Genomic DNA, 20,911 nt, shown 5'->3' with positions numbered 1-20,911 from the left:
GGTCTCTAATGAGTGAAATAAATGATAGATCGAATTGGCACCAAGATTTTATTGCCAGTAATTTGCTGGTTATTGGCTATAATGCTTGGGCTGGTCATCTTAGTCATAAGCGCGGCGCGATAGTTTGTAGCACAAATTCTCCAACAGTAGGGGTTGGCGGAGAATCATTCAAAACCCATTTTGTCGGACGTTCTCGCCTTACGCCTTTCCTGAATGCTTGGTTAGCAGCTCCTGACACGGCAATTTTGCCCCATGATTTTATGATTGCTCACATCTTGGAAGTTGTCGATAATTATTATCCAACAAAAGAGGTTGTATTGTTGCTGGAGTCTTTCGATGGAGCAATGTTCTTTTACTTGAAAAATCTACCCATAACACCACCTCAATGCTACGAGCAAGTCCGTAAAACCTGGGATGAATTCCAGCTAGGAGTTAGTAATTTGCAAGATGAACACCTTCCAAAGATCGATCTCAAGCACATTAGTTAGTGTCACTATTATTTGTTCCAACTCAAGTAAATTAAGACAGAGATATCAATGCTTGTGAAAGTCTGCTACAATTTTCCGACGGATATAGTAGGGTAGGAAGTGTCCAAATCTACGCATAAGCAGATGATTGAAATATCCTGAAATATCCTGTATCAGGAGCAGTAGTTTTTCAGGGTAGGAAGCCAAGGTCGTACCTTTTAAGGTGTTCTCAGAATGATTTGAGCGATCTATGACCGTCTAACTATATTGCTTTACAATTAGTTGGGATACTTCACAGGATAATGATTATTAAAATTGAAAAGTTGAGCTAATATGAATCCCCTATTTAGTACCAGAAATTCAGTAGAACAAGTAGAAGAAGGTTTGCTCCTTGCTCCCAAATTTGACTGCAATGGTTTGATTCCAGTCGTTACCACCGATGCCAACACGGGTGAAGTGCTGATGCACGCTTATATGAACGAAGAGGCTTTAGTTAAAACCATTGAAACGGGAGAAGGTCACTATTACAGTCGCAGTCGTCAGCAACTATGGCATAAAGGTCAATCTAGTGGACTGGTGCAAAAAGTACAGCAGTTAGCTATTGATGACGACCAAGATTGTCTGTGGATGCAGGTTGAAGTAGCTGGTTCGGGAGCTAGTTGTCACGTGGGTTATCGTTCTTGTTTTTATCGCTGTATTCCTACGGGAAAAAGTGCTATTGATTCCCAAGAACCAATTCAGTTAACTTTTACCGAAACGGAGAAAACTTTTGACCCGAAAACAGTGTATGGTAATGCTCCCAACCCAACACAATTGTAAATTTACTTCAATCCTTTAACACCTATAGGAATTACGCAAATGCACTATATATAACATATAGTGCATTATTAACAGGGCGATCGCTACTTTTTTTTTCAGCTATAGAGGTCTCTAATGAGTGAAATAAACGATAGATCGAATTTGCATCAAGATTTTATTGCCAGTAATTTGCTAGTCATTGGCTATAATGCTTGGGCTAGTTATCTCAGTCAAAAGCAGAGCGCAATAGTTTGTAGCACAAATTATACAACAGTGGGAGTTGGCAGAGAATCATTTAAAATCCATTTTGTCAGACGTTCTCGCCTTTGCCATTCCTGAATGCCTGGTTAGCGGCTCCTGACACTGCAATTTTGCCCCATGATTATGATTGCTTACATCTTGGAAGCTGTCGATAATTATTATCCAACAACAGAGATTTTATTGTTGCTGGAGTCTTTCTATGGAGCAATGTTCTTTTACTTGAAAAACCTACCCATTACACCATCTCAATGCTACGAGCAAGTACATAAAACCTGGGATGAATTCCAGCTAGGAGTTAGTACTTGGCAAGACGAACAACTTCCAATAACCTGTCAGAACTGAGTTCTGAATAAACTGGTGATTTTGGAACAGTTCATTCTCTAGAGACTGGCGATGAAGGTTGAATATTTCTCAAAATGGAATAGTATGAACTGCTTAGTAAACATAAATCTCACTGAGGTATTTTATGAAATTGAATGACTGTCACAATTTTCAGGATTTCCGAAAATTAGCAAAACGCAGATTACCAGGACCAATTTTTGATTACATTGATGGAGCTGCCGATGATGAACAGAGCTATCGGCGTAACACTGAAGCCTATGGAGAATGCGATCTTATTCCGAACGTGCTTGTCGGTGTGGAGAATGTGGATATGTCAGTTGAAGTGATGGGGCAAAAACTAGACATGCCTATCTACTGTGCTCCGACAGCATTGCAACGCCTTTTTCATCACGAAGGAGAGCGTGCGGTTGCGAGAGCTGCTGCAAAATATGGCACAATGTTTGGAGTGTCTTCACTGGCGACAGTAACTGTTGAAGAGATCGCAGAGATTACAAACACTCCAAAGATGTTTCAGTTCTACTTCCATAAAGACCGCGGCTTAAATGATGCGTTGCTTGAACGTGCACGAGCTGCGAACTTTAATGTGTTGGCATTAACCGTCGATACGATTACTGGTGGTAATCGCGAACGTGATTTACGTACAGGATTTACCTCACCACCAAAATTAACACTAGGCTCCTTTATGAGTTTTGCGACTCACCCTGCATGGGCTTGGAACTTTTTGACAAAAGAAAAGTTCGATATGCCGCATTTGTCTGGGTATGTCTCCCAGGGAACGAATTTAGCAGTCTCTGTTGGTGATTATTTTTCAACGATGCTAGATCAATCCATGAATTGGAATGATGCTGAAAAACTCTGCGCACAGTGGAACGGGCAGTTTGCACTGAAAGGGATAATGAGTGTGGAAGATGCCAAGCGTGCTATTGATATTGGTTGTACGGGTATTATAGTTTCTAACCACGGTGGCCGTCAGCTTGATGGTTCCCGTAGCCCCTTCGATCAACTCGCAGAAATTTGTGATGCTGTTGGGGATAAAATTGATGTCATTTGCGAAGGTGGTATTCAGCGCGGTACGCATGTGCTCAAGGCTCTATCTGTTGGAGCTAAAGCATGTTCAGGTGGGCGATTATATCTTTATGCATTGGCTGCTGCTGGGAGGGCAGGAGTTGAGCGTGTTTTAGGTAATATGCGCACTGAAATTGAGCGTGATATGAAATTGATGGGAGTGACCAAGCTGGATCAATTGAGTAGAGATAATCTACGCTTTCATCACTCACGATGAGGCTGCGTAGGGTGGGCAAGATATAATGAAAGAATTGAGAATTTTCCTCCATAGGCTTACCTACCCTATAAATCTACCGAGAAAGAGCCATCTTCCCAACAATCTATCAGCAATGGACTGGCACTTAAATCCAGTAGCTCTCTAATTTGCATCAATATTTTATTGCCAGTAATTTGTTGGTTATTGGCTATAATACTTGGGCTGAGAATCTCATTAAGAAGTGTGCCGTGATTGTTTGTAGAACAAATTCTCCAACAGTGAGGGTTGTCGGAGAATCATTCAAAACCAATTCTTTGAAGGAAGTTTGGGGAGGGCAGTCAAACGGCAATGTGAACATTAGTAAAGAAGTATTGCATAACTCAAGCATTCAGGCATCGTGATATAGATTTGATTTTTAATAGCGATCGCTCTCTAAGAAACAAACCCATAGTTGGGAAACCCTAGCTGATTTTCAGCCTTATCGTACATGATCCACAGATTCTGATCCATCGATCCATCAATTTCTATATTTCTGATCCAAGGATAGATCTGTAGAAACATTAGGAGCAGCTGCTACACAAAAAGAATACTTATAGTATGAGTACCCCTCTAACAATTAGCTTCAGTAACTGCCCCGCCACCTAATGGATATGTTTCTGTGGAAGTGATGATCGCGCTTTTCTCTTCTAACAATTCCTTTAACTTGGCTCATGCCTGATCTTGCCAGTTGGTAAGTTGTTTTACTCCAGAGAGAGTATCGGAAGTAATTCTTAATGTTAAGTGTCTCTCATTGGGGCGACCTGGTACTTTTGGCTCCCATTTATATTAGAGTTGTTGGGAAATCAGGTAAAATCATTCAAGAATAAATTAGCCATAAAAATGCTAAATATTGAACGAGCCTTAAAACAAGATAGGTTACCCAGAGCATTAACACTGATTAAACCGTAAAGCATTTGAATTTTTGTTGGAGTCCTTTGATCAAATGTATAAGCAAACATTGCACTTAAAACCTTGTCAACGCTCTGTTAGAGGAGGCCTGTTGGCTCGTTTACGCAACAATCAAGAGAAATTGTTCTACATTCTTTTCTACTTTAAGTGTTACCCGGCTTTTGATTTAGCTGGTATCTTGTTTGATATCGACCGTAGCCAGTCACATTACTGGGTTTATCCCTTACAACCTATTTGAGAAGCAGCCCTGGGAGAAAAAAAGGCGCTTCTTATATAAAAAGCGTAAAGCTAAGTACCAAAGCTCAAAGGCCAGAAAAAAAACTAGCCGTAAGCTTGAAGCGTTAACCTATTACCGAAATCGTTTTGTGGAGAATTATCTGCATAATACCAATTCCTTAGTCGTTGAGTCTTTAACCACAAATAATATTGGTACTGTAGTCATAGGCAAAAATGATAATTAGAAACAAGGTGCAAACATCGGTCAAAAAAAACATCAAAACTTTACCCAAATACCTCACTATAAGCTAATTCAACAGATAACTTATAAATGTCAACTAGCTGGGCTCAAAGTCATTGAAACGGATATTGTTACACCAGTCAAACTTCTGCACTTGAGCAAGAGCTACCAATTAAACATGAAACTTATGGGGGTAAATAAATCAAACGTGGTTTATTCAGGAGTGCAACTGGTATAGTCATTAATGCCGATATCAATGGCAGTCTTCAAATTTAAGACAAGAAATTCCCAGAGGCATTTACTGCCGAGGGAATAGTTAGCTGTGCGGTAGAGCCTGTATAGGTTAATCCAATTATCTTGATAAAAGCTGTTACGATTTTCTACAGTTTTTTTCGTACGGTTGACACATCCTTGCATTCATTGCTCTAATTCCTTTTCTATAATAGGGAAATTTATTAAAACTTACCCATGCTTGACCTAGCTTCAACCGTAGGGGCTTTATGGCATTCGCCCTCACGGTCAGGATATGCCAATGGGTAAGTCATGTTGATATTATTTAGCTGAAAAAACTAAAACCAGAGTAATAGATAAGACTGCTAAAGATAATATAGACAAAAAGATGAGGGCTTTGCGATAAACATAAACACTTTCATCAACTACTTCACTAAACTTCCGTAGTTGCCCTGTTCGATATAACTGTTTGAGATAATTACTATCATAACGAGCCATCCGAGCAAAGGGTAACTCCCCTTTAATGCGCTGGGGCAAAATCCGCCGACGTTGGTAAGGAACACAATTATAGCCAAAGTGTTTTTCATATTCTTCGCTGTCTAACAAGGCATTAACAAAACCTTGGAGTCCTTTCGTTGCCAATATAATAGACCAACTAAGTTTCTCTTTATTGTTATAGACGGGACGTCCTAAAACTCTTTGAATACATAGTTCAACACAACGATAGTTACTATTAGTATCATAAATCAGTCGCCGGAATGAGTCTGAAAGCAGTAAACCTCGCATGAAATCCTTAATTGTAATCTGACCATTGCGAAGTTGAGACTCTAAATAAAGCTGTTGATGAGCTGTAATTGTTTGCTGCTCGTTGAAAATTTGCCGATAGGCTGCCCCGATGATTTCATCTATCTCTGTACCAGTTGGTAGCTTGTCCAGAGTTTGCTGTCTGGGATGTTCATCTCCTGGAACCTCAAATCCTTGAACCCGATGATTTTGACTAGAGAGTGGATAGTAAAGTAAAGGAATTGTCATTTTAGTTAGTAGAGTTGTTGGAAAATAACTTAATGTTAGCGAAAAATGAAAACTAAAACTGCTCAATTTTGGCTAGTGGCTTATTATTTATACTGCCATCAGTTGACATCCTCCCGACGCTGCTATATTTTAGACAGCGAGGGATTCCCGTTTTATTGCTGTTAGGGGTTTTCTGCTTCATAGCACCCGCCTTCAAAGATTTTTTCTCTTCGGGGATAAAGACCGCGACCCAGACTGACACTGCGAGTCCTGCAGCCAAAATGTTTATACTTGGGTTTATATCCCTGTCATGGTAATTACGATATTCAAGGCAATTCCACTTTCTAATATTTAAAGGTAATTTTATTATTATATGACTACAATTAGAGCAACATTCATTTGCTGCCTAATTTTCAATGTTTACACCATAACAGATATTTTTCAAACCGCAAGATTGATTGGTATTTATCCGGAAACTTCCGTACGGGAGAGCACGGGTCTTCTGCAGACATTTAGATAAAAATTTACTTTCTTTTCAGTAATTCTCGTTTTGAAACTAGTTGACACCATTTCAGCGCTCCCCAGGATCTTTAATAACTGTTAACCCTTCACTTTTGCAAGGATTTTAATGTGATTAAATATTAAAGCAAGAAGTCCTAATACTTATCTTATACCAAAACTAATTGGGTATATATAAAGTTTTATAAGTATTGCGAAAAGACTTGTAACAGAAAAATTAGCTTTCTTTTGACCTTTCTTAACACAGAGTTGTTTGTTTATCTCCGACGAATGAACACACATTTCGCATTTCAACATTTAGTCCTTTATTTGCTAAGGATAATTTTGATAACAAACTAATGTTAACAGGAACTGGTGAATGAAACTTGTAGCTAATGACACCATAAAGTAGCTAGGTAGCCTACACAAAATTAGAGATGAGTCAGTCCAATTCCAAATATAACTCCAAGTACCGTCTTAGCAATTGGTCGGCATATAATAGAGTTGTTGGGAATTAAAAACATGGCTAAAACCCAAAACAGGTCCAAGTTTAAGGGTATTTTTGATAAAAAAATCCTGAAAAACTTATATAGTAAGCTTTTCAGGATTTTAATTTTTCCAACACCAAACAACTCTATTAAAGAAAAGAGTCCATATTTTATCGTAGAGGGGGGTTAAATAGCAATTTGTCTATACACATTGTATGAGTAGCAAAGAAATTATACTACTCTAAACTCAAGGGATTTGATATCAGAAATAATATCAATTCCGGTAGTATAGATACAATTCATACCAAACCCGTCTAGTGTGAGAAGGTATTTTTTAAAGTTACAACTGTTACTAAATAAGGAATTAGGCGATGTGACAAGCTTGCTTTTCTACCCAGATTTAATATCATACCTCATAGGAACTCTTAGAAATATATTGAAAAGGCGGGAGATAAGAGACAAAACGCAGAAGGTGAGCCCTCCTGAACGGGAGCCACTGAAGTGGAGTGAGCTTGGGGAAATTTCATTTCAAACCCTGCTATGTTTGCTCGTCAGGATATTGTACCTCCGGTGTCAGGATAAACCCTTACTGCTTCCTGTCTTCTAGCTGATGTTTTCTTTGCTCAAACAATTCCTGCTCGGCCAATTTCTAACAGAATAAAGCAGGCAAAAATTACACCACCTATTCCGCCTATCAAGAAACCAGATGTAAACATGCTCCAATGCCCATAAGTTTGTAGGTTTTCTGGTAAAACACCCACTGGCTTACTTGAACCTTGAAACACTGCCATCCCATAAACGAACAGACAGATACTTAAAATTACTACTAATCCTGATGCACTACCACCTCCAGCTAAAAGAGCTTGGTCAGTATTGCGCAATGGTCCGAGTTTCAAGAACGGTCCTAATAACAGGTATCCATGAGCCATGCCAATTTCTAACCCTCGTGCAATGGGAGATAAACCATTGCGATAAATTGGCAAGTTTCTGACCCAAGTTAGAGTTAGCTGACTGGAGTTAATTGGGGTTGCCAGGTTACCCAACTGGGGGTTGTTTTGGTACGGCTGCACAATACCTGTAACTAGGGATTCGTTATTGAATTGAGCGTCTCCATAGAGAGCACCGGGATTGAATTTCAGACTACTGAAGACAAATCCACTAGCGATCGCTCTGGATCTGAGGCCATGCCAAAAGTGACCCGCCAGTAGCAGACAGGCAAAAATAAGTTGGAACAACATTAACCAGGTACGAGGAGTAATAGTTCCATCAACGTTAGTCACTCCCACAGGACCATAAAATACTGAGGGATAAACTGTATCATTTACCCAGACAAAGTAAGCTGCGAAAAAGCCCATGTAAGCTAGAGCTGCCTGACTGTAGGCAAGATATGCTTCTCCGGACCAAACAAATAACCCTTTAGCCCATTTAGTAGGGGCAGTATTAATATGCCACAAACCTCCTAAAATGCAGATGACGCCAATCCATATATGACCGCCTACTACATCTTCTAAAGAATTGACTGCAGCCATTCCCTTCAATGTCCAGCCATCAGGAGTGATACCTACCAGGTACCCGAAGATAGTTTGTGGATTCAGAGTTGGTTCAGTAATCACTCGTACATTGGCGATCGCCGGATCGTACAAACCACTACCATAAACGGCTTTGACTACCAGCATCAATGCTCCAATCCCTAGTAGTACTAGATGAATGCCAAGAATAGTAGTCATTTTGTTACCATCATTCCACTGATAGCCAAATCCTTTTTCGTCGAGTTTCTCAGGTCCAAGTACGGCATGGTAAATCCCACCAGCTCCTAAAATTGCTGAACTAACTAGGTGAACAACACCAATAGCAAAATAAGGATAGGTATCGATAATTTCCCCATTTGCTCCAACTCCTAAACCCAGAGTAGCCATGTGGGGAAGCAAAATTAGCCCCTGGTTGTACATAGGTAAACTAGGGTCGAATCTGGATAACTCAAATAGAGTCATAGCACCGGCCCAGAGTACAATTAAGCCGGCATGGGCAATGTGAGCGCCTAATAATTTCCCAGATAGGTCAACAAAGCGAAAATTACCTGCCCACCAGGAATAGGGTTCTTGGGAATTACCAACATAGTTCGTAACATCAACATTATTGTCTGTGGAAAATCCTAAAAACCTTAATGGATTTGTTGATTGAGTTACACTCATAACTAACTTACTTGACCTCTTGTAGAATTAATGACTCTGCCTTCGATAAAGCTATATCCTGCTGCTCGTAAGGCATGGAATATGTGTCCTTGTAGGAAGAAAAAGCCTAACCAGAAGTGGGCATTAGCTAACCATACCCTTGCAGTTAAGGCTCCATCAGAACTAACAAATACAGGAAAGCGATCAAAGACTAGAGTTAAGGTGGGTCCGTAAAATTCTGTAGGAAATACTAGGGAGTTAACAGATACAAATAGTGTGGCTATAAATGCCATTAAACTTACTGCTCCAATGCTATAAGATAGATAGGCTTCTCCTGACCATACAAATAACCCTTTTGCCCAATTAAATGGTACGGTTCTCATATGCCAGATACCACCCACAATGCATATAGCACCAATCCATATATGACCACCTACTACATCTTCTAAAGAGTTGACACCAGCTAGCCAGAAACGCCCTTGTGTACCAAATAAGTAGCCGAAAATGGTTGTGGGGTTCAAAGTTGGATCGTAAATTACCCGCACATTCTGAATGACTGGATCGTATAATCCACCATATGCCATTGCTTTTGCTACAAGCAACAAAGCACCAAATCCCAACAATACGAGATGGATACCCAGGATAGTTGTCATTTTGCCTGGATCATCCCACCTATAACCAAAAAAGGAAAATTTTTCTTCTAGTTTTTCTGGGCCTTTGAGAGCGTGGAAAATACCACCAGCTCCTAAAAACGCCGAACTAATTAAATGCAATACCCCAATTACAAAATAGGGATAGGTATCTACAACCGCACCCCCTTCACTAACTCCAAGTCCTAAACGAGCTAGATTTGGTATTACAATTAATCCTTGTTCGTACATTGGTAAAGACGGATCAAAGTTCCCGACTTCAGATAAGGTAATAGAACCAGCCCAAAGTACAATTAACCCAGCATGGGCTACATGAGCGCCCAATAGTTTTCCTGATAGGTTAACAAGCCGAGCATTACCTGCTCGCCAAGGAATTTGCACGTTATCATCAGTGGCGACAGTCATCGCGATTTTTCTCCTTGTTTAAGATCATCGAATTTATTGGTTTAACTACAAAGGTTAGTATTTATGGAATAGCTGAAACTAGATTATACTAACGAGGGAAGTTCTACTTTTTGCTCGTGCAGCATAGGTTTAGGTGTGAGCTTCTTATACTAATTCACTTTCATTTTAAAGATGTCACAAATAGTTTCTAATTTTAAGTGTCAAATAATTCTCTCAAATTATTGAGCGCGTCAAAGTTTTGAAATTTTAAAGTATTCATGCATGAATGCATGAACCTATGACTTCAGTAAAATGGTATTAGCTATATAGAAGTGTGCTTTGGCATACTTACACATTTTTTATAACCTTTTCGCTTATTGCACTTTCTGCACTTTCAGCTATTAAGTTGTAGATACTTGAGCCCTTAGAGCTATATAGTTAAAGAAGGTTCCATAAGATACGCCACGTTTAGCAGCACGAGCTCGGTTGGCGTGCCATAAATGTCCTAGTAAAGCTAGAAAACCTAATGTAGCATGAACACCGGCTAGACTAACCCGGGCATAGTTACCCCCAATAGGGCCATAAAATATGCTAGGATAAACAATTTCGTTTGTGGAGACGAATACAGCTACACTGAAGCCTGCGATCGCTAGTGCTCCCAAACTATAAGATAAGTAAGCTTCTCCCGACCATATTAGTATCTTTTTTGCCCAACTTGTAGGCTTGGAGACAATGTGAAATAGACCGCCAACAATACAAAGTAGGCTTACCCAGACATGACCACCGATAACGTCTTCGAGATTATCGACGCTAGCCATACCAGTGATCGTCCAGCCATTAGGGCTATAGCCAAATAGATAGCCGAAAATTCTGACAGGATTTAGGTTTGGCTGTACTAGTCGTACCTTTTCTACTAGTGGATCATAAATACCGCCTAAAGCTGTTGCTTTTATCACTAATAGTGCTGCTCCAAGTCCTAACAACACTAGATGGATACCTAGAATTGTTGTCATCTTATTGCCATCTTCCCAGTTGTAGCCAAAGCCTTTTGGATCAAGCTTTTTTGGACCTAAAACGGCATGATAAATACCTCCTGCACCCAAAACAGCAGAGCTGATGAGATGCAGCATGCCGATAACATAGTAAGGATAGGTGTCAATTACTTCCCCACCTGCTTTTATACCAATACCTAATGTTGCTAGATGGGGCAGTAAAATTAGATTCTGCTCATACATTGGTAAGCTAGGATCAAGGTGGGATAGTTCAAACAAGGTCATTGCACCTGCCCATAGCACTATCAAGCCAGCATGTGCTACGTGGGCTCCCAATAATTGCCCGGATAGGTCTTTGAACCTGATATTCCCTCTTAGCAGTGGAGCGCCTTCATCTTCTGTTGCTTCAAAAGACCAGCCTAGCGATCGCCATAATGGTATCCAGAAGATTCCTCTGCTGTTAGTAGATTCAGGCTTTTCAACTGTGTTTCTGTTTTCATTGTCTAATGTTTGCATATAAATTATATCCTCAATCTGAAGGATATTGACTTAAAAAGTATCAATAGTAGTCCTCTACAATTAATAAAGAATCTTAATAAGAGCATTAAGCTTTAATCTTAGATTCCTTTTATATGAACCTTTTTTTGATTTTAGAACCTTTTATACACAGCTAAAACTAGACTACTATATTGACTTTTATTTTCAATAATTTTATTTCAACATAAATCAGAATTTTTATCAATAATTAGAATATTAATTTTTGTTAAGAAACATAGGAAAAGTCCATTAGCATAAAAAAAGGTTATTAAAAATATAGAAAATAGTAATCAAAATTGGTGGTTAAGCAATTGATAGTTAACTGTTTCCAGGGCATAATGGACAATAAATACTAACAGGGCTTACCCATGAGGTTAGGATTTAGATTGTCTTGGTGTCTGTAGTCATCAGGATAATACCTTGTGGTGCTTTAAGTCCTAAATAAATAAGTTGTTTTATACCTCACAGATTTATTTATTTCACGTTGACCATTAAAACCTACATTTTGCATAACATAAACACTACAATGTTTTTGACAAATATTAAGTATGAATAATTTAAATTATTGATAATTATTATTAATAGTTGATGTAATATATATTTTTATGTCTAATTTACTAATTGTTATAAGTCAATACGGTTCAGTTAAGGCTGAAAGCAGCGGATGGAAATACGGGCTCACGTTGAGGGCTGTGGTTTAAGAGGGATTAGTCGAACAGTGAATTTTGCCTATAATACCGTAGTTAGTTTGGTGAGAGCTACTTCTGAAAAAGGACAAATGATCCATAATGCTCATTTCCAGAATATCAATACTTCACAAGTGAGCAGTGATGAGTTTTGGTCATTCGTCCAAAAAAATAAAAACAGTGCCAGTATCAGGAATTGATAAAAGGATATTCTTGGGTTGGCATGACCTAAGCTTTATCCAGTGGATGAATTCTGAGTGCTAGAGTAGATAAATATACTGACTAGTTTATTGAGGAATTGATCGTGAACACAGAAGGAAAAACTAGCTGTCAAAAATGGCTAACTGATGATGGGGGAGGGTATGAATGAGTATTGCTCTGTAATAGAACACGTTATTGCTAAAAACCATACACAGCAATTGGAACGCACAAGTGGAATTATCAGACAGTAGCTCGGTCGGTGGCGTCGCTGACAGAATAAATTTGGCAAGCTCTGGCAACAAACTGAGGTAACGGTAAGGTTGGCGATGGCTACTTTAATTGGATGTGGGTTCATGGTGGCAAAGAAAATACTGCTGCCCAAAGAGCTGAGGAACGCGATCGCTTTTTGGAGTGGGAACGACTTAATTACTTTTCCCACGCTTTACTGAGGCACTACCAAAGCATGATTAATAATAGGAAAAGAGGGAGTTTCCATCTACTGAGAATTACCTCAGTGTTTTGGTTTTTTAGAACGAAATTTAGATACAGGTTTTCTGAAAACTCTGAGATTATATTTAGAGACTCGTTGGGGTAATAAGGTATCTAAAATTTCTACTCTCAACTAATAAAAAAAGGGGAATTTCTTCTACATTAAGACGTTGAAACTTAGGCATAGCCGAACAAATAATATCATGTCGGGTAATATCGTTTGTGTATAATAGAGTAGGAAGGAATAAAAATAATTACCCGGAGCGATATTGCTAGGCAAGGCTAGTCTTGAAGCACTTAAAAAATCATCAGTAGGCTAGCAACGAAAACAAGTGAGACCTGTTTGGGAGCGATATCGCTGTTTCATCAGGTTGATACATCGATCATTTACTATATCTTCTATCTGAGATAAATTTTCACTCGTTTTGATTACTTATAGGTTCATTAATTATTAGCTGGAGTCTTTCTGCTGGTTGTATTTCAGGTGTATTGGCAGGTATTGACTCCAAGTGCAAACTCTCTGGATTTTTCAGTTTTTGACTACTGTGCTAACCTGCTCTGTCTAGCACTAATATCATGTGCTTATTTTCTCTGTCACCAAAATTTTCAGCTAAGTCAGCTAATGCTTGGTTGAAAACAGTAATATTGATTTTAGGTAAGAGCGACGAATTAGTTTGCTCTTGCTATAGGGATGTACAAACAGGTATTTGACAGCAGGTAACTATTGATATTTTCTGTTTAATTGTGTAAAATAATATAATTGCAAAAAAAAATATCTTGAAGATAACTAATAGGAAGGCTATCAACATTCTGGAAGCTATCTCACTTCAAAATGGGACATAAGGATATGGAGATAAAATTCTATGTTTTTTATATTGGTGGCCAAGTCTTAGAACTTAGAGCTGAGAATTTAGAAGGATTTTTTCTCTGAACTGAGGTATGGAACAATTAGTTATTTAAGTGCACAAAAGCTTAACACCTAAAACCTACCACCTAAGACCTGCTACCTAAAACCTGCGGCCTAAAACCTAACAAAAGACATCAACCAACCAATAACTAAAAATGGACAACAAACGCAAAGAAGCATACATCAACCTCATCGACCAACTGCTAAATTCCCCTGGCAGTGAGGTAGAAAAAATCCTCCAAACGAACCAAGAGTTGGTAGATGAAGGGTTACTCGAAATAATGGAACTTTGTGCACAACAACTGGCAGAAAATGATGACGAAAATGCTCAAAACGCTGCTAATTTTTTACGCCATCTCAGGAGTCAGCTTGTAGAGTTACTAGAAACTTCAGAATTTTCTCCCTCAACTCATTACTCATCGGCAGAATATTTGAATTTCTTAGAAGAGGTATTGGAGGCAACTGCAGAAAGCAAGGGTGACTCGAAAGTTGTCTACCCACTCCTACAGCAAAACTTAGATAAACTTGATGATAGCTTTGCTGATATATTGCGAAACTGGGCGACTGCTAAATTTTCTGAAGTGGAGGCGGATGTAGCAGAAGATATAGCTATATCTATTGGTATTTTCAGTAACCGCATTCAGCAATTTCCTCTGGGTAACAAAACAAACAAAATGGAAATTAGTATTGCAGGTTATGAAGTAATGCTAAAAGTCTTTACCTCTGATAGTCAACGGGAAAATTGGGCACAAACTCAAAATAATCTCGGCGCTGCCTACATTAACAGAATAAGGGGAGACAAAGCCGAAAATATTGAAGCTGCCATTGCTGCATTACAACAAGCTTTGCTGGTGTTCACCCAAACTGACTTCCCGATAAACTGGGCAAGAGCTAAAATTAATCTCGGCATTGCCTACATTTATAGAATAAGGGGAGACCAAGCTGAAAATATTGAAGCTGCCATTGCTGCATGGCAACAAGCTTTGCTGGTGTATACCCAAACTGACTTCCCCATCGACTGGGCAAAAGCTCAAAATAGTCTCGGCGCTGCCTACACTGAGAGAATAAGGGGAGACAAAGCCGAAAATATTGAGGCTGCCATTGCTGCATGGCAACAAGCTTTGCTGGTGTATACCCAAACTGACTTCCCCATGGAATGGGCAGCAACTGAAAATAATCTCGGTGCTGCCTACATTAACAGAATGAGGGGAGACCAAGCCGAAAATGTTGAGGCTGCCATTGCTGCATGGCAACAAGCTTTGCTGGTGTATACCCAAACTGACTTCCCCATCGACTGGGCACAAACTCAATATAATCTCGGTGCTGCCTACATTAACAGAATGAGGGGAGACAAGGCCGAAAATATTGAAGCTGCCATTGCTGCATTCCAACAAGCTTTGCTGGTGCACACCCAAACTGAATTCCCCATCGACTGGGCACAAACTCAATATAATCTCGGGGCTGCCTACTTTTACAGAATAAGGGGAGACAAGGCCGAAAATATTGAAGCTGCCATTGCTGCATTCCAACAAGCTTTGCTGGTGCGCACCCAAACTGACTTCCCTATCGACTGGGCAATGACTCAAAATAGTCTCGGTGCTGCCTACATTAACATAATGAGGGGAGACAAGGCCGAAAATATTGAAGCTGCCATTGCTGCATTCCAACAAGCTTTGCTGGTGCGCACCCAAACTGACTTCCCTATCGACTGGGCAATGACTCAAAATAATCTCGGCATTGCCTACATTTATAGAATAAGGGGAGACCAAGCTGAAAATATTGAAGCTGCCATTGCTGCATGCCAACAAGCTTTGCTGGTGTACACCCAAACTGAATTCCCTATCGACTGGGCAAAAGCTAAAAATAATCTCGGCCTTGCCTACATTTATAGAATAAGGGGAGACAAAGCTGAAAATATTGAAGCTGCCATTGCTGCATTGCAACAAGCTTTGCTGGTGTATACCCAAACTGACTTCCCCATCGACTGGGCCAGAACTCAAGATAATCTCGGCCTTGCCTACATTAACAGAATGAGGGGAGACAAAGCCGAAAATATTGAAGCTGCCATTGCTGCATGCCAACAAGCTTTGCTGGTGCGCACCCAAGCTGACTTCCCTATCGACTGGGCAAAAACTCAATATAATCTCGGCCTTGCCTACATTAACAGAATGAGGGGAGACAAAGCCGAAAATATTGAAGCTGCCATTGCTGCATACGAACAAGCTTTGCTGGTGCGCACCCAAACTGACTTCCCCATCGACTGGGCAATGACTCAAAATAATCTCGGCGTTGCCTACATTAACAGAATGAGGGGAGACAAAGCCGAAAATATTGAAGCTGCCATTGCTGCATACGAACAAGCTTTGCTGGTGCGCACCCAAACTGACTTCCCCATCGACTGGGCAATGACTCAAAATAATCTCGGCGTTGCCTACATTAACAGAATGAGGGGAGACAAAGCCGAAAATATTGAAGCTGCCATTGCTGCATGCCAACAAGCTTTGCTGGTGTATACCCAAACTGACTTCCCCATCGACTGGGCCAGAACTCAAGATAATCTCGGCCTTGCCTACATTAACAGAATGAGGGGAGACAAAGCCGAAAATATTGAAGCTGCCATTGCTGCATGCCAACAAGCTTTGCTGGTGTATACCCAAACTGACTTCCCCATCGACTGGGCCAGAACTCAAGATAATCTCGGGGCTGCCTACTTTTACAGAATAAGGGGAGACAAAGCCGAAAATATTGAAGCTGCCATTGCTGCATGCCAACAAGCTTTGCTGGTGCACACCCAAACTGACTTCCCCATGGAATGGGCAACTATTCAAAATAATCTCGGCCTTGCCTACAGAGACAGAATAAGGGGAGACAAAGCCGAAAATATTGAAGCTGCCATTGCTGCATGGCAACAAACTTTGCTGGTGTATACCCAAACTGACTTCCCCATCGACTGGGCACAAACTCAATATAATCTCGGGGCTGCCTACTTTTACAGAATAAGGGGAGACAAAGCCGAAAATATTGAAGCTGCCATTGCTGCATTGCAACAAGCTTTGCTGGTGCGCACCCAAACTGAATTCCCTATCGACTGGGCCAGAACTCAAAATAATCTCGGTGCTGCCTACATTAACAGAATAAGGGGAGACAAAGCCGAAAATATTGAAGCTGCCATTGCTGCATTGCAACAAGCTTTGCTGGTGTACACCCAAACTGAATTCCCTATCGACTGGGCCAGAACTCAAGATAATCTCGGTGCTGCCTACATTAACAGAATGAGGGGAGACCAAGCCGAAAATGTTGAAGCCACCATTGCTGCATTGCAACAAGCTTTGCTGGTGTACACCCAAACTGAATTCCCTATCGACTGGGCACAAACTCAATATAATCTCGGGAATGTCTACATTAACAGAATGAGGGGAGACCAAGCTGAAAATATTGAAGCTGCCATTGCTGCATGGCAACAAACTTTGCTGGTGTTTACCCAAACTGACTTCCCCATGGAATGGGCACAAACTCAATATAATCTCGGGAATGTCTACATTAACAGAATGAGGGGAGACCAAGCCGAAAATGTTGAAGCCACCATTGCTGCATGGCAACAAGCTTTGCTGGTGTACACCCAAACTGAATTCCCTATCGACTGGGCACAAACTCAAAATAATCTCGGTGCTGCCTACATTAACAGAATGAGGGGAGACAAAGCCGAAAATATTGAAGCTGCCATTGCTGCATGGCAACAAACTTTGCTGGTGTTTACCCAAACTGACTTCCCCATGGAATGGGCACAAACTCAAAATAATCTCGGTGCTGCCTACATTAACAGAATAAGGGGAGACCAAGCCGAAAATATTGAAGCTGCCATTGCTGCATTCCAACAAGCTTTGCTGGTGCGCACCCAAACTGACTTCCCTATCGACTGGGCACAAACTCAAAATAATCTCGGTGCTGCCTACATTAACAGAATAAGGGGAGACCAAGCCGAAAATATTGAAGCTGCCATTGCTGCATGCCAACAAGCTTTGCTGGTGTATACCCAAACTGACTTCCCTATCGACTGGGCAAGAACTCAAGATAATCTCGGCATTGCCTACTTTATACAGAATAAGGGGAGACAAAACTGAAAATATAGAAGCAGCCATTGCTGCATGCGAACAAACTTTGCAGGTGTGCACCCAAGAAGAAGACCCTATCCAACATCTTATCACTACCTGCAACTTAGGCGACCTATATTTCGACAACCAAAACTGGCAACTTGCCGCCGACAACTATGAAAAAGCCATAACTGTAGTGGAACTCAGCTGCAGTTGGGCAACCACCGACGATCGCTACCAAGAGATTATAGCAGAAGTAATATCAGTTTATCAAAATCTGGTGCAAATATACATCAATTTAGAGCAATAGTATAAAGCCATAGAAACAGCAGAACGCACCAAAGCCCTCACCCTCGTTGAACTCCTTGTCAAACGCGAACTCTATCCTAAAGGTAACATTCCTCAAGAAATTCTCCTGGAGCTAGATCGACTGCGACGAAACATTCCATCGCTGGAAAGACAATTACAGATAGTTATAAAACAGCGTTCAGCAAAATCAGGTAGGTAAGTAAATCAGAAGTCCAGGAACAACAACTGTTGAAACTTCACAAAAACCCCTACAGCAAGAATTACAAAAATCACGGCAGGAATTAGATGAGGTACTAAATCAAATTAAAGATATAGATCCCAGTTTCACCTTAACTGAGAGAGTAGAACCTATTCTGTTCAGGGATATTCAAAACCTGATGGAACAAGATACTGCTATGATAGAGTGGTATATCAGCAGAGACAAAATTATCACGTTTATTATTACTGCTAATAGTCAGTATCCTATAGTCGAAAAGTCATCTGCTGAAGATTTAGAAACTCTAATCAATTGGACTAATAACTATTTAAAAGGATATTTTCAGGAAAAAGAGCAATGGATAAATAACTTAGCTCCTAACCTCAAGGGTCTAGCTAAGATACTAAATATAGATCGCCTCCTTACCCAAATAAATAACATCTTTAAAAAACAAAAGATTAAATGTAACCGTCTGCTCCTCATTCCTCATCGGTTTTTGCACCTATTCTATTTTTTTAGTAAGTTTTTTATTAATATCTCTGAAGTTGCTGAAAAGTGGGTTGAAGAAAAAATCATGCAAATGCCCGAGTTACTCCACTCTAATTATATGATATCAAAATTTTTGTGTGAATGCAAGGGAAAATGCTGCAGTTTTTTTTGAGCTTCAGAAAATGAAAATGTTGGTGATTTTCCAGCAGTAGGGAGTTTATAGATGGAAAAGTTTAATCAAAACTATCTCTAATGAGAAGTTATCAATGATTTATTGGTAAACAGACTCTAAACTTCTGGGGATGAATTATGAACTATGAATTATCCACGGGAACATATTCCTGAATGTTTTGATTTTCTTAAGTTGCTGAAAAGTGGGTTGAAGAAAAAATCATGCAAATGCCCGAGTTACTCCACTCTAATTATATGATATCAAAATTTTTGTGTGAATGCAAGGGAAAATGCCGCAGTTTTTTTTGAGCTTCAGAAAATGAAATTCAAAAGCGATCGCTTATGGTAGTAGAAAATAAGCGATCGCGAAAAAGAAATAAACTATCTAGAGAAGCTTGGGGTTATTTGACAAAATTGAAATTAAAAAGCAACTTCTGTGGCTACCTGCTTGTTGAGCATAGGTATATTAGTTAGAAGTACTTCTGGCTCAAGTGAGAGCCTTGAAGTACTAAAGTTTATTTTTTTTTATCGAGCCTTGAAAAGGTGAGCTATTGACCAAATTTTTAGGTCAACTTTGGGTAGTTCAAACTACTTTTATAGGCTTATAGAACTTGGGAATATCGAGAGTAGGTTCTGCAAGTAACTCGTGGAAACCCCAAACACTTCGATCAGCAAGAAATTTAGCTTTCACTTGGCAGAAATAGCGATCGCCTTGTTGATCCTTATCAAGTCTAGGGTTAAACCTAAAAGGCTTAACAGGTGCATTTTTCCATAATAAAGGAACATGATTAGCTCTAGTTAGATTTTTGTGTAACTTATTATTATCCTTGAATTTTGTTTTGAGAGGCCATACGCGATCGTTTCCATCTTTTTCCCGATTTCTATGAATACTCATTACAGGACATTTGGACACAGCTATAAATTGCCATAGTCCAAATAATTTAAATTCATTGGGCTCCAACTCTAAGTATGGTGAGTCATTTGCAGCAATAATAGTAAAACTTATTTTAGGAGGCTTATTTTTTTCTCTAGTTTGTGGATAATGTACCAGGTTGGGATAAACAGTTAAGTATCTGTCTTTTTCAGGGCTATAATGTTTTTTAATAAAGTCTCTAACTCTAGGATAAACAATAATTAATTCATAGGTTTTATCGTTGATAATTACGTTGTAATAATTATCATTGTTCTCATATCTTTGAATTATTTTACCGTATAGAACTCCTAAACCTTGAAAAAGATAATCCTGCTTTGGTAATAAACTTTCATATTCTTGGTTTTCTGATTTTTCTTCTAGTTTAACTTCTGATTTAAGTTCAATTTTAGATTTATATTTCGGATGTAATTCTTGAGGTTTTTGAGTTGAAGTTTGTGCCTGCTGAGTTGATTGTTTAATTATCTTTCTTTTGGGAGGCTGATTAACTTTTAATTCCTCTGCTGTAAGAGGGTTTAATTTAGATTTTTCGTTTTCTAATTGTTGAGATAAATTATTAACAATATCTTGAAAAGTTTTCTTTTTAGTTTCATTGTCGGCAGCGTTTAGTAGTTGCTGCATTTTTAAGAGATTTGCTTGGAGTTCTGTAATATTTGCCATGGTTTTTAGTTCTTCTACAAAATATTGCTGGCGTTTCTCTAAGTATTTTTTTTTGAGACTCTGATAATTTTTCTAGATGATGTGTGGATAAAAAAATTATCCACTCTTCTATAATAGAGGTAATTATCAGATAACTGGTAGGTAGTTAGAAAAAAATATTAGCACAAAGAATTTTTATGCAAGGGTTGGATTTGAGCTTTTAAAGTGTGTAATTTATTTTGCTTACCCATTTAATGGTAAGTTTTTTAATAAATAACCTTATAGAATTTAGGAAAAAGAATGTTA

16 protein-coding genes and 2 pseudogenes are annotated in these 20,911 nt (G+C 39.4%); 10 read left to right on the top strand and 8 right to left on the bottom strand.

Annotated features, from left to right (window positions below):
• Nucleotides 1-8: 8 nt before the first annotated feature.
• The 7 genes from TERY_RS36870 to TERY_RS27895 all read left to right on the top strand — a co-directional run bounded on the left by TERY_RS36870 (nt 9) and on the right by TERY_RS27895 (nt 4,538).
• Nucleotides 9-488, top strand: a complete 480-nt coding sequence (locus tag TERY_RS36870; protein ID WP_011612062.1) for a hypothetical protein — start codon at nt 9-11, stop codon at nt 486-488.
• Nucleotides 489-800: 312 nt separating this feature from the next.
• Entirely contained in the window at nt 801-1,286 is a 486-nt protein-coding gene (gene hisI, locus TERY_RS11890; RefSeq protein WP_011612061.1) for a phosphoribosyl-AMP cyclohydrolase, read from the top strand.
• 114 nt (nt 1,287-1,400) lie between these two features.
• Nucleotides 1,401-1,604, top strand: a complete 204-nt coding sequence (locus TERY_RS36865) for a hypothetical protein (RefSeq protein WP_370497129.1) — start codon at nt 1,401-1,403, stop codon at nt 1,602-1,604.
• Between the two features lie 45 nt (nt 1,605-1,649).
• Nucleotides 1,650-1,868 carry a hypothetical protein gene (locus TERY_RS36860; RefSeq protein ID WP_370497127.1) on the top strand — a complete coding sequence of 73 codons (219 nt, stop codon included), beginning with the start codon at nt 1,650-1,652 and terminating at the stop codon, nt 1,866-1,868.
• Nucleotides 1,869-1,992: 124 nt separating this feature from the next.
• Nucleotides 1,993-3,150, top strand: a complete 1,158-nt coding sequence (locus TERY_RS11880; protein WP_011612059.1) for an alpha-hydroxy-acid oxidizing protein — start codon at nt 1,993-1,995, stop codon at nt 3,148-3,150.
• A gap of 961 nt (nt 3,151-4,111) precedes the next feature.
• A complete protein-coding gene (locus tag TERY_RS11875; RefSeq protein ID WP_052845783.1) occupies nt 4,112-4,315 on the top strand; it encodes a helix-turn-helix domain-containing protein in 204 nt (67 codons plus the stop codon).
• Complete coding sequence (locus TERY_RS27895) at nt 4,260-4,538, top strand: transposase (protein WP_071820685.1); 279 nt, start codon at nt 4,260-4,262, stop codon at nt 4,536-4,538. The genes TERY_RS11875 and TERY_RS27895 overlap by 56 nt, the downstream gene beginning before the upstream one ends.
• A gap of 209 nt (nt 4,539-4,747) precedes the next feature.
• Here the strand turns inward: TERY_RS27895 and TERY_RS32940 are convergent, their stop codons facing one another.
• From TERY_RS32940 to TERY_RS11850, 7 genes and pseudogenes are all read right to left on the bottom strand, one after another.
• Nucleotides 4,748-4,951, bottom strand: a complete 204-nt coding sequence (locus TERY_RS32940; RefSeq protein WP_155994404.1) for a hypothetical protein — start codon at nt 4,949-4,951, stop codon at nt 4,748-4,750.
• 135 nt (nt 4,952-5,086) lie between these two features.
• On the bottom strand, nt 5,087-5,797 hold the full coding sequence (locus tag TERY_RS11870; protein WP_011612058.1) for a phycobilisome rod-core linker polypeptide: 711 nt from the start codon (nt 5,795-5,797) through the stop codon (nt 5,087-5,089).
• 52 nt (nt 5,798-5,849) lie between these two features.
• Entirely contained in the window at nt 5,850-6,038 is a 189-nt protein-coding gene (locus TERY_RS36855) for a hypothetical protein (protein ID WP_370497123.1), read from the bottom strand.
• A gap of 24 nt (nt 6,039-6,062) precedes the next feature.
• Nucleotides 6,063-6,155: pseudogene (locus TERY_RS36850) on the bottom strand (hypothetical protein); the annotation flags it as partial.
• A 1,230-nt stretch (nt 6,156-7,385) separates the two neighbouring features.
• The gene (locus TERY_RS11860; protein ID WP_011612057.1) at nt 7,386-8,954 is read right to left on the bottom strand and encodes a chlorophyll a/b binding light-harvesting protein; all 1,569 of its coding nucleotides are present in this window, start codon (nt 8,952-8,954) and stop codon (nt 7,386-7,388) included.
• Nucleotides 8,955-8,956: 2 nt separating this feature from the next.
• Complete coding sequence (locus tag TERY_RS11855; RefSeq protein WP_011612056.1) at nt 8,957-9,988, bottom strand: chlorophyll a/b binding light-harvesting protein; 1,032 nt, start codon at nt 9,986-9,988, stop codon at nt 8,957-8,959.
• Nucleotides 9,989-10,368: 380 nt separating this feature from the next.
• On the bottom strand, nt 10,369-11,475 hold the full coding sequence (locus TERY_RS11850; protein ID WP_011612055.1) for a chlorophyll a/b binding light-harvesting protein: 1,107 nt from the start codon (nt 11,473-11,475) through the stop codon (nt 10,369-10,371).
• A gap of 685 nt (nt 11,476-12,160) precedes the next feature.
• Between TERY_RS11850 and TERY_RS11845 the strand changes: the two genes are divergently transcribed.
• From TERY_RS11845 to TERY_RS11830, 3 genes and pseudogenes are all read left to right on the top strand, one after another.
• Nucleotides 12,161-12,382, top strand: a complete 222-nt coding sequence (locus TERY_RS11845) for a hypothetical protein (protein ID WP_011612054.1) — start codon at nt 12,161-12,163, stop codon at nt 12,380-12,382.
• Between the two features lie 1,552 nt (nt 12,383-13,934).
• Nucleotides 13,935-18,378: pseudogene (locus tag TERY_RS25240) on the top strand (tetratricopeptide repeat protein).
• Between the two features lie 178 nt (nt 18,379-18,556).
• Nucleotides 18,557-19,036, top strand: a complete 480-nt coding sequence (locus TERY_RS11830; protein WP_044136754.1) for a hypothetical protein — start codon at nt 18,557-18,559, stop codon at nt 19,034-19,036.
• Nucleotides 19,037-19,618: 582 nt separating this feature from the next.
• Here TERY_RS11830 and TERY_RS25230 read toward each other — a convergent pair.
• On the bottom strand, nt 19,619-20,626 hold the full coding sequence (locus TERY_RS25230; RefSeq protein ID WP_011612052.1) for a hypothetical protein: 1,008 nt from the start codon (nt 20,624-20,626) through the stop codon (nt 19,619-19,621).
• Between the last annotated feature and the right edge of the window lie 285 nt (nt 20,627-20,911).

The organism is Trichodesmium erythraeum IMS101 (assembly GCF_000014265.1).
Classification (GTDB): Bacteria; Cyanobacteriota; Cyanobacteriia; order Cyanobacteriales; family Microcoleaceae; genus Trichodesmium; species Trichodesmium erythraeum.
This window is presented reverse-complemented; position numbering and strand designations above follow the sequence as displayed.

Coding starts and splice junctions, on each gene's coding strand:
- TERY_RS36865 (WP_370497129.1), top strand. CDS start 1,401: ATGAGTGAAATAAACGATAGATCGAATTTGCATCAAGATTTTATTGCC.
- TERY_RS36860 (WP_370497127.1), top strand. CDS start 1,650: ATGATTGCTTACATCTTGGAAGCTGTCGATAATTATTATCCAACAACA.
- TERY_RS36870 (WP_011612062.1), top strand. CDS start 9: ATGAGTGAAATAAATGATAGATCGAATTGGCACCAAGATTTTATTGCC.
- TERY_RS32940 (WP_155994404.1), bottom strand. CDS start 4,951: ATGCAAGGATGTGTCAACCGTACGAAAAAAACTGTAGAAAATCGTAAC.
- TERY_RS11855 (WP_011612056.1), bottom strand. CDS start 9,988: ATGACTGTCGCCACTGATGATAACGTGCAAATTCCTTGGCGAGCAGGT.
- TERY_RS11845 (WP_011612054.1), top strand. CDS start 12,161: ATGGAAATACGGGCTCACGTTGAGGGCTGTGGTTTAAGAGGGATTAGT.
- TERY_RS11870 (WP_011612058.1), bottom strand. CDS start 5,797: ATGACAATTCCTTTACTTTACTATCCACTCTCTAGTCAAAATCATCGG.
- TERY_RS11875 (WP_052845783.1), top strand. CDS start 4,112: ATGTATAAGCAAACATTGCACTTAAAACCTTGTCAACGCTCTGTTAGA.
- TERY_RS11860 (WP_011612057.1), bottom strand. CDS start 8,954: ATGAGTGTAACTCAATCAACAAATCCATTAAGGTTTTTAGGATTTTCC.
- TERY_RS11830 (WP_044136754.1), top strand. CDS start 18,557: ATGGAACAAGATACTGCTATGATAGAGTGGTATATCAGCAGAGACAAA.
- TERY_RS11850 (WP_011612055.1), bottom strand. CDS start 11,475: ATGCAAACATTAGACAATGAAAACAGAAACACAGTTGAAAAGCCTGAA.
- TERY_RS11880 (WP_011612059.1), top strand. CDS start 1,993: ATGAAATTGAATGACTGTCACAATTTTCAGGATTTCCGAAAATTAGCA.
- TERY_RS25230 (WP_011612052.1), bottom strand. CDS start 20,626: ATGGCAAATATTACAGAACTCCAAGCAAATCTCTTAAAAATGCAGCAA.
- hisI (WP_011612061.1), top strand. CDS start 801: ATGAATCCCCTATTTAGTACCAGAAATTCAGTAGAACAAGTAGAAGAA.